This window comes from Agromyces sp. Y182 (assembly GCF_059445385.1).
Genome location: NZ_JCAIUF010000001.1, coordinates 1622832 through 1635953 on the forward strand (window position 1 = coordinate 1622832; position 13122 = coordinate 1635953).

Annotated in this window: 11 protein-coding genes; 1 reads left to right on the forward strand and 10 read right to left on the reverse strand. The window is 70.6% G+C overall.

From position 1 onward, the window contains the following. Positions 1–53 precede the first annotated feature (53 nt). The 4 genes from AC1C2R_RS07435 to AC1C2R_RS07450 form a co-directional block, all read right to left on the reverse strand. Positions 54–575: a GNAT family N-acetyltransferase gene (locus AC1C2R_RS07435; protein ID WP_495380385.1), complete on the reverse strand. Its 522-nt coding sequence runs from the start codon at positions 573–575 to the stop codon at positions 54–56. Positions 576–580: 5 nt separating this feature from the next. Beyond that, positions 581–1486 carry a serine hydrolase gene (locus tag AC1C2R_RS07440; RefSeq protein WP_495351870.1) on the reverse strand — a complete coding sequence of 302 codons (906 nt, stop codon included), beginning with the start codon at positions 1484–1486 and terminating at the stop codon, positions 581–583. Between the two features lie 97 nt (positions 1487–1583). Continuing rightward, positions 1584–3620 (reverse strand): M13 family metallopeptidase, encoded by a 2037-nt coding sequence (locus AC1C2R_RS07445; RefSeq protein WP_495379514.1) that lies wholly within the window; start codon positions 3618–3620, stop codon positions 1584–1586. A gap of 117 nt (positions 3621–3737) precedes the next feature. Further along, positions 3738–5051 (reverse strand): D-alanyl-D-alanine carboxypeptidase/D-alanyl-D-alanine-endopeptidase, encoded by a 1314-nt coding sequence (locus AC1C2R_RS07450; protein WP_495379515.1) that lies wholly within the window; start codon positions 5049–5051, stop codon positions 3738–3740. Positions 5052–5320: 269 nt separating this feature from the next. Here AC1C2R_RS07450 and AC1C2R_RS07455 point away from each other — a divergent pair, with 269 nt between their 5' ends. Beyond that, positions 5321–6661, forward strand: coding sequence for an MATE family efflux transporter (locus AC1C2R_RS07455; protein ID WP_495379516.1), 1341 nt, complete (start codon positions 5321–5323; stop codon positions 6659–6661). A 65-nt stretch (positions 6662–6726) separates the two neighbouring features. On the opposite strand, the gene AC1C2R_RS07460 is transcribed toward AC1C2R_RS07455, so the two are convergent. The 6 genes from AC1C2R_RS07460 to AC1C2R_RS07485 all read right to left on the reverse strand — a co-directional run bounded on the left by AC1C2R_RS07460 (position 6727) and on the right by AC1C2R_RS07485 (position 13038). Beyond that, positions 6727–7953, reverse strand: a complete 1227-nt coding sequence (locus AC1C2R_RS07460) for an amidohydrolase (RefSeq protein WP_495353213.1) — start codon at positions 7951–7953, stop codon at positions 6727–6729. A gap of 66 nt (positions 7954–8019) precedes the next feature. After that, positions 8020–8487, reverse strand: a complete 468-nt coding sequence (locus tag AC1C2R_RS07465; protein WP_495379517.1) for a GbsR/MarR family transcriptional regulator — start codon at positions 8485–8487, stop codon at positions 8020–8022. A 54-nt stretch (positions 8488–8541) separates the two neighbouring features. Further along, positions 8542–10188 carry an ABC transporter permease gene (locus tag AC1C2R_RS07470; protein ID WP_495379518.1) on the reverse strand — a complete coding sequence of 549 codons (1647 nt, stop codon included), beginning with the start codon at positions 10186–10188 and terminating at the stop codon, positions 8542–8544. Beyond that, on the reverse strand, positions 10185–11126 hold the full coding sequence (locus tag AC1C2R_RS07475) for an ABC transporter ATP-binding protein (protein ID WP_495379519.1): 942 nt from the start codon (positions 11124–11126) through the stop codon (positions 10185–10187). The genes AC1C2R_RS07470 and AC1C2R_RS07475 overlap by 4 nt, the downstream gene beginning before the upstream one ends. Before the next feature lie 261 nt (positions 11127–11387). Beyond that, positions 11388–12458, reverse strand: a complete 1071-nt coding sequence (locus AC1C2R_RS07480) for a LacI family DNA-binding transcriptional regulator (protein WP_495379520.1) — start codon at positions 12456–12458, stop codon at positions 11388–11390. A gap of 34 nt (positions 12459–12492) precedes the next feature. Then, positions 12493–13038 carry a TetR/AcrR family transcriptional regulator gene (locus AC1C2R_RS07485; RefSeq protein WP_495351878.1) on the reverse strand — a complete coding sequence of 182 codons (546 nt, stop codon included), beginning with the start codon at positions 13036–13038 and terminating at the stop codon, positions 12493–12495. Positions 13039–13122 lie beyond the last annotated feature (84 nt).

A 13122-nucleotide genomic window follows, 5' to 3' on the forward strand; every position in this document is an offset into this window, starting at 1 on the left:
ATGCCGGACGCGCGCTGCGGGTGCCGCCTGGCGCGCAGACACCCGACGCCCGATCAGAGTGCTTCGAACGGAGCAGCGTAACGGAAGTCGCCGCGATGCTCGTCAGCGGCACCCGACAGGCGAAGCGCCTGGAAGTAGATGCCCCACGCAGGGTCGGGTGAGATGACCCCCACTTCGGAGCCGGCGACGAAGCCGAACCGGCCGTAGTAGGCAGGGTCGCCGAGCAAGGCGATCACTCGCTCACCATGCTCTTCGGCGACACGGACCGTCTCGCGCACGAGCGCGGACCCGACACCGGCCCCCTGCCGCTCGGGGAACACGGCGATCGGTCCGAGACCGATCGCCGGAGTCCCGCCGACGCTGCCCCGCGTGCTGATGCAATAACCGATGGCCTCGCCATCGACTTCGGCGACGAGCGCGAGATGCGGCAGCACGGCGTCGGACGCGAGCAGCGCGGTATTGAGGCCCACCTCGATCGGCGGGTCGTCGACCGTCGTCGTGGGCGTTGCGAAAGCGACCGACAGCAGCCGATCGACGATCGCGTGGTCGAGCGGATGCAGCGGGCGGATGAGCACTTCGTTCAATGCACGTACTCCAGTAGGTCGGCGCCGACCTGGCGCATGCCGTCGAGCACGGCGAGACGCGAGGAGAGCATGGTGTCGGCGTAGTACATCGACACGGCGTACGAGACGCTCGCGCGCGGTCCGCGGAGCACGCCGACCTCGCTGCGCACGCCGCCGTCGGTGCCGGTCTTGTTCATGAGCAGCACATTGTGATCGGGCGCGCGGTGCGCGAGCGGATCGAGCCCGAACGCGCTCGCGACCATCGACAGGTCGGCGTTCAGCGACAGCCATCCGGCGACCCGCTGCGACACCTCGGGTGAGACGATCTCACCGCGGGCGAGCGAGGCGAAGAGCCACGTGAGCTCTTTCGCCGAGCCGATCGAGAGCTGCGGGGCGTCGTCGGGGCCTCGGTGATCGCGCACGAGGTCGAGCAGCGCGGTGCGGGTGAGGCCGAGTGCCTCGGTGCGAGCGCGCACAGCCTCGAGACCGACGTGACGGATGAGCACATTCGTCGCGAGGTTGTCGCTCGTCGCACCGATGAGGGCCGCGAGGTCGGCGAGAGGCAGCGACGGCGACTGCATGTGCTGCCAGATACCCGAGTCGCCGACCGCGTCGCGGGGCGCCCTGTCGAGCACGGTGAACGACTCGCTGCCGTCGCCGGCGAGGCGGGAGGCGACCTCGACGAGCAACAGCACCTTGCCGATCGAGGCGGTCGGCATCACCACATGGTCGTCGACGGAGAAGAGCACCTTTCCGGTCGCGAGGTCGGTCGCGCGTGCCGAGACCTGCACGCCCGCGAGCGCGAGTTCGCCGAGCGAGTTGAAGCCGCGGGCGAAGCTCTCGTTGGCCTCTTCAGTGCGATGTTTGCCGTGCTGGATGCCGGAATGCCGTGCTCGCCGCTCCGAACCCTGCGACGACGTCACCACGGTGATTCCACGGCCTTCCTCTGGCAGTCGGCGCTCCCCCACCGCGGTCAGCGGCGCGCTCGAGATTCGGTGTTCTTGCGATGCGGATCTGCTACTACCAGATCGTCACGCGCTCGTCTGGGTCGAGCCAGAGAGCGTCATCGGGAGTCACTTCGAAGCTAGCGTAGAACTCGTCGATGTTCCTGACGATCTGGTTGCACCGGAACTCGTTCGGCGAGTGCGGATCGATCGCGAGCAGGCGGATGACCTCTTCGTCGCGGCCCTTCATCTGCCAGGCCTGCGCCCACGACAGGAAGAAGCGCTGCGCCGCGGTCAGACCGTCGATGACCGGTGCCTCGTCGACGCTGCCGCCGAGCGACAACACGTATGCCTTCCACGCGATGGCGAGGCCTCCGAGGTCGCCGATGTTCTCGCCGATCGTGAGCGCACCGTTGACGCTGTGCTCGCCCGCTGAGTTCGTCGAAGCGGCCTCGTCGGCGGAACCTTCGACAGGCTCAGGGGGCAGTTCGGCGTCAGGTCGGAGCTGGGCGGGCACGAGCGCGTCGTACTGCTCGATGAGCGCGGTCGTGCGCTCTTCGAACGCGGCACGGTCGGCCTCGGTCCACCAGTCGGTGAGTCGGCCGTCGCCGTCGTACTTGGAGCCCTGGTCGTCGAAGCCGTGCCCGATCTCGTGGCCGATCACGGCACCGATGGCACCGTAGTTCGCCGCGGCATCCCGCCCGGCGTCGAAGAACGGGTACTGCAGAATCGCCGCGGGGAACACGATCTCATTGAACCCGGGGTTGTAGTACGCGTTGATCGTCTGCGGCGTCATGAACCATTCGTCGCGGTCGAGCGGCTTGCCGATCTTGCCGAGCTCGCGATTGAACTCGAACTCGGCCGTCGCCCGCACGTTGCCCACGAGGTCGTCGGTGGTCTCGAGCGCGGAGTAGTCGCGCCACTTCACCGGGAACCCGATCTTCGGCGTGAACTTCTCGAGCTTGTCGATGGCCTTCGCGCGGGTCTCTTCGCCCATCCACTCGAGGCCGGTGATCGACTGGCGGTAGGCCTCGACGAGGTTCGCGACGAGGTCGTCCATCGCCTCCTTTGCGGCGGGCGGGAAGTTCCGCTCGACGTAGATGCGACCGACGGCCTCGCCCATAGCGCCCTCGACGAGCGAGACGCCGCGCTTCCAGCGCTCGCGCATCTGCGGGGTGCCCGTGAGGGTGCGGCCGTAGAAGTCGAAGTTCGCCTCGACGAAGTCGTCGGAGAGGTACGCCGCGCTGCCGCGAATGACTTGCCAGGTGAGCCAGTCCTTCCACGCGGGCAGGCGGTCTTCGGTCAGCAGCGCGCCGAGGCCCTGCACGAACGAGGGCTCGCGCAGCACGATCTCGTCGAACGCGCCGGCGGGCACACCCATCGCGTCGCGCCAGAGATCGAGGTCGACGGATGCCAAGGCAACCACGTCTTTCCAGGAGAACAGGTTGTAGGTCTTCTCGCTGTCGCGAGTGTCGACGTTGTTCCAGTGCGCCGCAGCGATCGCGGTCTCGAGTTCGAACACCCGGGCCGCGCGCTCTTCGGGCGCTTCGAGTCGGGCGAGCCGCAGCATCCGCTCGAGGTGCGAACGGTACGCCTCGCGCACGGACTCGAATCGCTCTTCACGGAAGTAGCTCTCGTCGGGCAGGCCGATGCCGCCCTGCTCGACGAAGACGAGGTAACGCTCGGGGTCGCCCGGGTCGTTGTCGACGTAGAGCTGCATGAAGCCTGGCACGCCCTGCCGCTCGAGCTTGCCGAGGGTCGTGAGGAATGCGTCGACCGAGCTGATGAGCTCGACCTCGACGAGCTGGCCGGCGATGGGAGTCGCGCCCAGGAGGTTCGCGTGCTCTTCGTTCATGAAGCTCGCGTAGAGGTCGCCGACCTTGCGCGCCTCGGTGCCGGGCTCGGCGTCTTGCGACTCCTCGATGATCTCGCGTACGGCCTGCTCGGCCTCTTCGTGCAGCACGAGGAACGAGCCGTACCTGGCCTTGTCGGCTGGGATGTCGGTGCGTTCGATCCACTTGCCGTTGACGTGTCGGAAGAGGTCGTCTTGCGGGCGGATGCCCGCGTCGAGCTCGTCTTTCGTGATTCCGGAGGGCAGCGCGACGTCGGTCATTCCCCCAGCCTAAGCGCGTGTGCCGACGTTCGGGCACCCCGAATGCGGGCGACGCGCGGGCGTCCGGCGACCTCGCAGCTTCGGCGGCATCGCGGCGGTCAGGCGACCTCGCGGCCGTCAGGCAACCTCGCGCCCGTCGAGGTAGAGGCTCGTGACGAGATCGTCGATGGCGGCGCGAGCCGGGTCGCCCATCATCTCGCCGATCGCGAAGACCGCGAACGCCAACTGGGTGCCGTCGGCAGCGCGAACGACGCCGCCGAGCGAGCACACGATGTTGATGAAGCCGGTCTTCGCGCGCACGGCGTCGCCCACGATCGTGTTGTCGCCCGTGAACCGCCGGCGCGGAAAGGTGCCGTTCGGCCCGGTCGCCGGAAGCATGTCGTCGATGACGCCGAGGTGGTGCTCACGGCGGTGCGCCCGCATCAGGAGCTCGGCGACGAAGCGCGCGGGCACCGCGTTGCGGTGGCTGAGTCCAGAGCCGTCGCGAATGGTCAGGTCGTCGACGGCAAGGCCGTACCGCGAGAGGAGCGTGGGGATCGCCCTCGACACGCCCTCGAAGTCGGCCGGCTCGCCGATCGCGATCGCGGAGAGACGGGCGAGGGATTCCATGAGCGCGTTGTCGGAGGTCTCGAGGCCGAACCGGATGAGTTCCGACAGCGGCGGCGAGAAGACCTCGGCGAGCAGCGGGGCGTCGGGGCGGGCACGACCGCGGGAGATCCGGACGCCGCCGGCGGGGCCGCCCGCGCCGCCGCGAACGCCATCGTCTCGAGCACCGCCGTCAGCACCACTGCCGAGCAGTTCCGCGAATGCCGCACCGACCCGACCCACCGGATCCTCGCTGCGCGGGGTGTCGTCGACGGTCGGGTCGTCACGGTCGCCGTCGACCTGGAGCGCCGTGATGAGGGAGATGTAGCCCTCGGGGCTCCGCCCTGCGTGGTCCCACTCGGGCAACCAGGCGGGGTCGGAGAAGAGCGAGTCGTCGAGCACGAGGCGAGTGATGGGCTCGTCACCCAGCGCGGCGAGCGCCGCATGAGCGAGCGTCTCGAGGTGCGCCGAGTGCCGGTAGAAGGATGCCTCGCCGACGGGCAGCCTCGTCAGCGTGACGTCACCGCCGCCGACGAGCACGACCTCGCCGGGTTCGGCTCCGGCGACCACCCTCGTCGGAATCCGGTGGTCGGGACCGAGCGCGGCGAGCGCCGCCGCAGAGGTGAGGAGCTTCATCACGCTCGCGGTGGGGCCGGGCACCGCGCCGTCGCGATCGAAGACGACGGTGCCGTCGGCGACGTCGATCACGTGGATCCTCGGCGAGCCAAGCCTCGGGTCGCCGGCGCGCACGCTCGTGCGCCCTCGGCCGACTCCGACCGGCGCCTCGGTCGTCATCGCGCGCTCGCCCGAGCGTTCGCGGTTGCGCTCATGGTCGGCACGTGGCATCCCCTCACCGCGCCGATCGGGCGCAACATACGAAACGTATCCTCGTCGGATGCCGAGAAGCTTAGGGCAGTGGCCGGCAGAAGGCACGCGCTTCCGATACGGATGCCTCGGCGCCGACGTCAGTTCCGTGCGGCGTCGGTCGTCGCGCCCGACCGCGGCGTCGGTCCGCAGGTCGTCGACCACCCACCGCACACCGTTCGCATCGAGCGTGAATCGATCGACCGCCTCGCGTGCCGACGTCGCCGGCGGCGCATAGGCTCGACGCGCTCATGAGTACCAGTGACACCGCCCCACGGTCCGTCGACCGCGACATCCTGCGCCTCGCCGTACCCGCGCTCGGCGCGCTCATCGCCGAGCCGCTGTTCCTGCTCGCCGACACCGCGATGATCGGGCACCTCGGGGCCACCCCGCTCGCGGGCCTCGGCCTTGCGAGCGCGGTGCTGCAGACGATCATCGGGCTCATGGTGTTCCTGGCGTACGCGACGACGCCGGCCGTCGCGCGTCGCGTCGGACTGGGTGACGAGCGCGGGGCCGTCGCCTCCGGCATCGACGGGCTCTGGCTCGCGCTCGGCATCGGGGCGGTGCTCGCGGTCGCCGGTTGGGTGACGGCGCCCGTGCTGGTGGGCCTGTTCGGCGCGAGCGCAGACGTCGCCGCCGAGGCATCCGTCTACCTGACGATCTCGATGGCCGGGCTGCCCGCCATGCTCGTCGTGTTCGCCGCCACCGGCCTCTTGCGCGGCCTGCAGGACACCCGCACGCCGCTCTGGGTGGCGGGCATCGGCTTCGCCGTGAACATCGCCCTGAACTACGTCTTCATCTACGTCGCGGGCTGGGGCATCGCCGGCTCCGCCATCGGCACCGTGATCGCCCAATGGGGCATGGTCGTGGTCTACCTGGTCGTCGTCGCCCGGCACGCCGCACGGGTCGGGGCGAGCCCGTGGCCGCATCACGCCGGGGTACTCCGCGGCGCGACCTCGGGCGGGTGGCTGTTCCTGCGCACCCTGAGCCTGCGCATGGCCCTGCTGCTCGCAACGTGGGCGGCGACCTCGCTCGGCTCCAACGAGCTCGCGGCGTTCCAGGTCGCGATGACGATCTACTTCACGATCGGCTTCGCGCTCGACGCGCTCGCGATCGCCGCGCAGGCGCTCATCGGGCGGGACCTCGGCGCGGGCGACGTCGCCGCGGTTCGAGCGGTGCTGCGTCGCTGCCTGCAGTGGGGCGTCGCCAGCGGCGCCGTCGTCTGCGTGGTCGTGATCGCGACGGCGTGGGTGCTTCCGGCGGTCTTCACGAGCTCAGCGGATGTCGCAGCGCTGCTGCCCCCGACCCTCGTCGTCCTCGCGCTCTCCGCGCCGCTCGGCGGCGTCGTGTTCGTGCTCGACGGCGTGCTCATCGGCGCCGGAGACGCCCGCTATCTCGCCTGGACCGGCATCGTGAACCTCGCGGTGTTCGTGCCGCTCGCCCTCTGGGTGGTCGCCGTCGCTCCGGCTGGCGCCGCGGGCCCGGCGTGGCTCATGGCGGCGTTCGCGATCGGTTTCCTCGGGGCGCGGGCGGTGACGCTCGGGCTCAGGGCGCGCGGCGCGTCGTGGATGGTGGTCGGCGCGGGGCGCTGATCGGCGCGGGGCGCTGATCGGCGGGCGGGGCAACGGGCCGGCGCACGCGCGGGTCGGGCCGCGGGTCAGGCGGCCGGCTCGCCCAGCCACTCGCGCGCGGCCGCGACGAGGGCTGCGACACCGACGTCGAGCGTCGGCTCGATGAGCGGGGCGAAGTGCGGCGAGTGGTTCGACGGGATGTCGTCGGGCATCCGCCCGGTCGCGAGCGCATCGCCGAAGAGCGATGGGTCGGAGCCGCCGAGGAACCAGTAGACGAGGGGCGCGCCGACTGCGGTCGCGAGCACGCCGACGTCTTCGCTGCCCGAGACGATGCCCGGATCGATGATCCGCTGCTCGCCGAGCGCGCGGCGCAACGCCGCCGCGGTGCGCTCGGTCGCCGCCGGGTCGTTCACCGTGACCGGGAACCGCTCCTCGTAGTCGAACTCCGGCTCGCGCGGCGCCTGCGCCGCAGCGGCTTCGGCCCGGGCGATTCGTTCGATCGACGCGAGCACCTTCGTGCGCACCGTCTCGTCGAAAGTGCGCACGCTGAGTCCGAGTGCCGCCTCCGCCGGGATGATGTTGTTCTTCAGGCCCGCGTGGATCTGGCCGACCGTCACCACCGCGGCATCCGTGGGTGCCAGCTCGCGCGCGACGATGCCCTGCAATCGCACCGTCGTCGATGCGGCGAGGTAGACCGGGTCGACCGTGGTCTCGGGTCGCGAGCCGTGACCGCCGGTGCCGTGGAGTCGGATCGTGAGCGAGTCGGCGCCGGCCATCGCCGCGCCCGCGCGCACCGCGGCGAACCCCGCGGGAAACGGCGCGACGTGCTGGCCGAGCACGATGTCGGGCTTCGGCACCCGGTCGTAGAGGCCGTCGCCGACCATCTCCTCCGCGCCGCCGCCCCACTCCTCGGCGGGCTGGAACAGCACGACGAGGGTGCCCGACCAGGTGGCGCGATCGGCGACGAGCCGCTCGGTCGCGCCGAGCAGGCACGTGACGTGCACGTCGTGGCCGCAGGCGTGCATGACCGGCACATCGTTCCCGTCATGGTCGATGCCCCGCGCAGTGCTCGCGTACGGCAGCCCGGTCGCCTCGGCCACGGGCAGGCCGTCCATGTCGGCGCGCAGCAGCACCGTCGGGCCGGCGCCGTTCTCGAGCACGCCGACGACACCGGTGCGGCCGATGCCGGTGGTCACCGTCAGGCCGAACGCGGTGAGCGCTTCGGCGACGATGCCGGCGGTGCGGTGCTCCTGGAACGAGAGCTCGGGGTTGGCGTGCAGATCGCGATAGACGGCGGCGAGGTCGAGGCTCATGACGGTCATGAGGGTCAGCCTATGCCGATCGGAATTCGAAGCGCACGCGCACGCGGTACCCGCCGGTCATTCGCCGCGCTCGGCCCGCCATTCGACGAGGAGCTCGGGCATGCGGCGCTGGATGAACGCGAAGAAGTCGCTCATCTCCTGGATGCGCTGCGAGGCGAGCGACTCGGGGTCGTCGATCGCGGCGACCGCCTTCGTCGCGAGCGCCTCGATGTGGTCGTAGAGCGGGTTCTTGGCGATCGTGACCGTGTACCAGGCGTGCTCGGGCAGCTCGTAGACGTCGCGTCGCGAGCCCGGCTGCGACACCCGCCGCACCATGCGCAGCGTCTGCAGGTAGCGCACTGCTCCCGAGATCGCCGCGGCGCTCGCGACGAGCTGCTCGCCCAGCTCCTTCGCCGTGAGGCCGGTCGCCTCGGCGGCGATGAGCGCCATGAGTACGCGCGCCGGCATACGAGGGAAGCCCGCCTCGGCCATCGCCGCGGCCGACTGCTCGACGAACTCGTTCACCGCCTGTTCGTCTCGCGCCATGCTCCCATCCTCACAGAACGAGCGGGGCACCCGCACAGATGCCCCGCCCCTCGTTCACCCGCCGAGTGCGAGGTCGCGCCGTCGCACGAGAGCCGTGGCGCCCGCCGCGACGATGACCGCGATGGCGGCCATCGCCCACGCCGCGGCCCAGTCGACGTCATCGGCCGTGACGATCGGCGTGTGACTGAACGGCGAGAGGTCGCGCACCCACTCGGGGAATCCGAAGAGCCCGCCGAACTGCCCGAGCACGATGGCGAGGAGCAGCACCGCCCAGCCGAGGCCGATCGACAGGCGCGGCAGCGCCGCGAAGGCGAGCGCTGCGATCGCGACGATCACGAGCCCCGCCGGCAGCTGCGCGAGCCCCGCCTCGGCGACGATCGACATGCGCGCACCGGCATCCGTCGATCCGATCAGTCCGACGAACGAACCGAGCACCGCGAAGGCGAGCACGGCGGCGACCGAGACGGCGCCGATCACGAGGTACGACGAGAACCAGCGGAAGCGCGAGACGGGAGCCGCGAGCACGAGCTCTGCCGTGCCTCCGGCTTCATCCTGCCGGGCGCGCATGACCGCCTGCACGCCGCCGATCGCGGCGAGCGCGCCGACGAGACCGAAGATGCCGGTCGTGAAGAGGTCGATCATGCCGCCCTCGGCATTCGGGCCGGCGAGTGACGCGAGGGTGTCGCCGATCGCCTGCGATGCCTCTTCGCCGTCGGGCGTGTTCACGAGGTCGACGACGGTCTGCCCGACCGCGCCGATCACGAGCCCGAAGAGCGCGCCTCCGACCACCCAGCCGATGATGGGATTGCGGAGCGTGCGCCACACGAGTCCGACCGGGCCGGAGAGGCTCGCCGGGGCATGCCGGCGACCGGCGCGCTCGGAAATGATGCTCGAGTCGATGTCGCGGCTCGACTGCAGCAACGCCGACACCGCGAAGAGCAGAGCGCCGAGGCCGAGACACGCGAACAGCGGCCAGACGAGCTGGTGTGTGAATGGCGCGACCGCCTGTCCCCAACCGATGGGGCTGAGCCGGCTCCACCACCCGGCCTGCATGCTGAGGCCGCCGGGCTGCACCGTGCCGGTCGCGTCGCCCATCGCGCGCAGGGCGTAGCCGAGGGTGACGATCGCCGCAGCGAGTCCGTTTGCGCCGCGCGAGGTGCGCATGAGCTGCGCGCACGCGAGTCCGACGCCGAGGTAGGCGATGCCCACGGCCGACATGGCCGCTCCGTAGAGCACGGCGCCCGAGGCATCCGCCCCGTAGACCCAGGCCACGCCGCCCATGACGATGCCGACGGCGATGCTCAGAACGACGCCCTCGAGCGCGGTCACGACGAGCGGGGCGATGCGGCCGGCCGGTGTCGAGCCGACGAGCTCGGCGCGACCGGCCTCCTCATCGCCGCGGGTGTGCCGCACGGCGAGGAAGGTGCTCATGAGGCCGATGATGAGCCCCAGGAATCCGAAGAGCAGGAAGAACTGGAACGCGTCGGGCGCAGTGCCCTGCGGGGTGCCGCGGAGCATCAGGATCGCCGGACTCATGATCACCAGGTGAATGACGCTCGCCCGCTCGTCGGCGGTGCCGTACGTCTCGGTGACGGCCGCGTGGCCCACGACCTCGAGCACCGCGAAGAGCGCCAGCCAGATGACGATCTGCACGCGGTCGCGGCGGAACCGCGCCCGCAACAGGGTCGGCAGCGTGTTCATCGCACGCCCTCGAGGCTCGACCGGGCGGGCCGCTCGACCTCATCGTGGTAGTGCCGCATGAAAAGCTCCTCGAGCGAGGGCGGGTTCACGGTGACGCCCGTCGCACGCAGGCGGCCGAGAGCCGCGAGCACCTCGGGCATCGCGTCGGAGTCGGCGGTGAAGCGCACGCGCGAGCCGTCGACGGCGAGGTCATGCGCACCCGGGATGCTCTGGAGCGCTGCGGGCTCGATCCCCTCGGCCGCGAACGAGATCTCGGTGCGGGTGAGGTGGCGAAGCTCGGCGAGCGTGCCGGTCTCGACCGTGCGCCCGGCGCGAATGATGCTCACCCGGTCGCACAGGTGCTCGACCTCCGAGAGGATGTGGCTCGACAGCAGCACGGTCGCCCCGTCGCCGAGCAGGGCCACGATCTCCTGCCGGAAGACCGCCTCCATGAGCGGGTCGAGGCCCGAGGTCGGCTCGTCGAGGATGTAGAGATCGGCGGGCGTCGCGAGCGCCGCGATGAGCGCGACCTTCTGCCGGTTGCCCTTCGAGTAGGTGCGGCCCTTCTTCGACGGGTCGAACTGGAAGACCTCGACGAGGTGCTCGCGTCGCGCAGTGTATGCGTGCTTGTCGGACGCGCCGCCACGCAGGCGCGTGATCAGGTCGATGGCCTCGCCGCCCGAGAGATTCGACCAGAGGTTGACGTCGCCGGGCACGTAGGCGATACGGCGGTGCAGTTCGACGGCGTCGCGCCAGGGGTCGCGGCCGAAGAGCGTCGCGTTGCCGCCGCTCGCCCTGATGAGGCCGAGCAGCACCCGGATGGTGGTGGACTTCCCCGCGCCGTTCGGGCCGAGGAACCCGTGCACCTCGCCGGCTTCGACACTGAGGTCGAGCCCGTCGAGTGCACGCACGCGGCCGAAGCGTTTGTCGAGGCCGCGCGTTTCGATGACGGTGTTCATGCGGCAGACAATACGCTCGATTCACAAATTTGTGAATCTTCCTAACGGAATCCTAACGGGGTCCATCGGGAAGGCGTCCGAGTCTCGAAGACGGCCCGTGCAGCAATTCAGGAGCGGAGGCGTGTCGCGACGACGACGCGCCGGGCCGACGCCGACACGCCGGGGTGCGCACCTGAATTGCTGCACGGAGCGGCGTGGGAGGGAGGCGTCCGAGAGAGGCGTGGAGAAGGACAGGGCGAGTGACGGATGCCGCGGGGCGCGTCAGGTCGCGGCGGGTCGCGGCACCGCCGTCGTGTCACCGACGTGCAGCGTGCTGGTGAAGCACCGCGAGGCCGGAGGCTCGCCCGAGAGCAGCTGCACGACGGCTTCGCCGGCGGCCCGCCCCTTGGCCACCGACGGCTGCACGAGCGTCGTGAGATCGTGCTGCAGCCCGTCGACCCTGATGCCGTCGAACCCGAGCACACTGAGGTCGGTTGGTACGTGCAACCCGAGTTCCTCCGCCGCCTGGATGACCCCCGCCGCGAGCAGGTCGCTCTGCGCGATCACGGCGGTCGGGCGGCGGTCGGGATCGGCGAGCAGCGCACGCGCGGCCTCGAGGCCCTCTTCGATCGAGCTCGCGGCGGCGACGCGTCCGGTCGCGTTCGGGAAGACCTCGCGAGCGCCGGCCAGACGCTGGCTGGCGGTGTCGGCGGTGCTCGACTGCAGCAGCTCGGCGGTGATCGGGCCGCGGGTGCGCGCCGGGTCGACGGGCAGCGTGACGATCGCGACATCCGTATGGCCCAGTTCGCGAAGGTACTCGGCGCCGCGCCGGGTCGCCGCCCGGTTGTCGATCGAGATCTCGGGGATGTCTTCGCCCGTCGCCCCCTCGATCGCGACGGCCGGGATGCCGCGGCGTCGCAGCGCCTCGATCGAGACGCCGAGCCGCGGGCTGCAGCCGATGAGCACGACGGCATCGACGGGGGCACTCTCGATACTCACGGCCTGGCCGCCCTCTGCGCCCGTGTCGGTGAGCAACAGGAGCCCGGCGCCGAGCGGCGCGATGCCCTCGGAGATGCCGTCGAGCATCTGGATCTTCACGGGATCGAGGAATGCCGCACGCACCCGCTCCTCGAGCACAACGCCGACGATGCCCGAGCGTCCGCGGCGGAGCGAGCGGGCGCGCGGGTCGGGGCCGGCATATCCGAGCTCGGATGCCGCGACGAGCACGCGTTGCTTCGTGGCATCCGACACGGGGCCCGAGCCGCTGAAGGCGAGCGACGCCGTCGACTGCGAGACGCCGGCGCGCGCCGCGACATGCGCGAGTGTCGGACGCTGGGCAGGATCGGACTGCATGCGCCCGATTCTAGGCCGAATCGATTCGATCGGCTCAGCGCGATGCAGTGAGGGCGCGACTGCTTCGCAGGAACGACGCCGCCAGGGTGGCGCGGTCGTCGAGATACCCGGCGACCATCGCGCCATCGCGGATCAGCATGAGATCGTCGGCGACCGCGCCGGGGTCGGGGAGGCCGAGCGGCCCGACGAGTTCGGCGAACGCGGCCTTGCACCAGGCGCGATGCACGTCGACCGTCTGGCGGACGGCGCTCGTCGGGTCGGGGTACTCGGCGGCGGCGTTGATGAACGGGCAGCCACGGAATCCGGGTTCGCAGGCCATCGTGCCGAGTTGTTCCGAGATCAGCTGGAACGCTCGATCGGGGTCGCCGGCGGCGTGTGCGATCGCAGCGCCGATGCCCTCGCGTTCGAGCTCCGCTCGGCGCTCCAGGTGAGCGACCACGAGGTCGTCCTTGCTCTTGAAGTGCCGGTAGAAGGTCACCTTCGTCGTGCTTGCGCGCTCGATGACCTTGTCGACGCTGACTGCGCGGAGCCCCTCCGCATAGAACAGCTCGGTCGCGGCGTCGATGAGACGTTCACGCATTGACACCTTCACAGCCTCGATCATAGGAGCCCCCTCTCAGCGGCACTTGCGCCGGTTGCCGATCGTCGTTTACTGTCGATTCAG

Coding starts and splice junctions, on each gene's coding strand:
- AC1C2R_RS07445 (WP_495379514.1), bottom strand. CDS start 3,620: ATGACCGACGTCGCGCTGCCCTCCGGAATCACGAAAGACGAGCTCGAC.
- AC1C2R_RS07450 (WP_495379515.1), bottom strand. CDS start 5,051: ATGCCACGTGCCGACCATGAGCGCAACCGCGAACGCTCGGGCGAGCGC.
- AC1C2R_RS07455 (WP_495379516.1), top strand. CDS start 5,321: ATGAGTACCAGTGACACCGCCCCACGGTCCGTCGACCGCGACATCCTG.
- AC1C2R_RS07460 (WP_495353213.1), bottom strand. CDS start 7,953: ATGAGCCTCGACCTCGCCGCCGTCTATCGCGATCTGCACGCCAACCCC.
- AC1C2R_RS07465 (WP_495379517.1), bottom strand. CDS start 8,487: ATGGCGCGAGACGAACAGGCGGTGAACGAGTTCGTCGAGCAGTCGGCC.
- AC1C2R_RS07470 (WP_495379518.1), bottom strand. CDS start 10,188: ATGAACACGCTGCCGACCCTGTTGCGGGCGCGGTTCCGCCGCGACCGC.
- AC1C2R_RS07475 (WP_495379519.1), bottom strand. CDS start 11,126: ATGAACACCGTCATCGAAACGCGCGGCCTCGACAAACGCTTCGGCCGC.
- AC1C2R_RS07480 (WP_495379520.1), bottom strand. CDS start 12,458: ATGCAGTCCGATCCTGCCCAGCGTCCGACACTCGCGCATGTCGCGGCG.
- AC1C2R_RS07485 (WP_495351878.1), bottom strand. CDS start 13,038: ATGCGTGAACGTCTCATCGACGCCGCGACCGAGCTGTTCTATGCGGAG.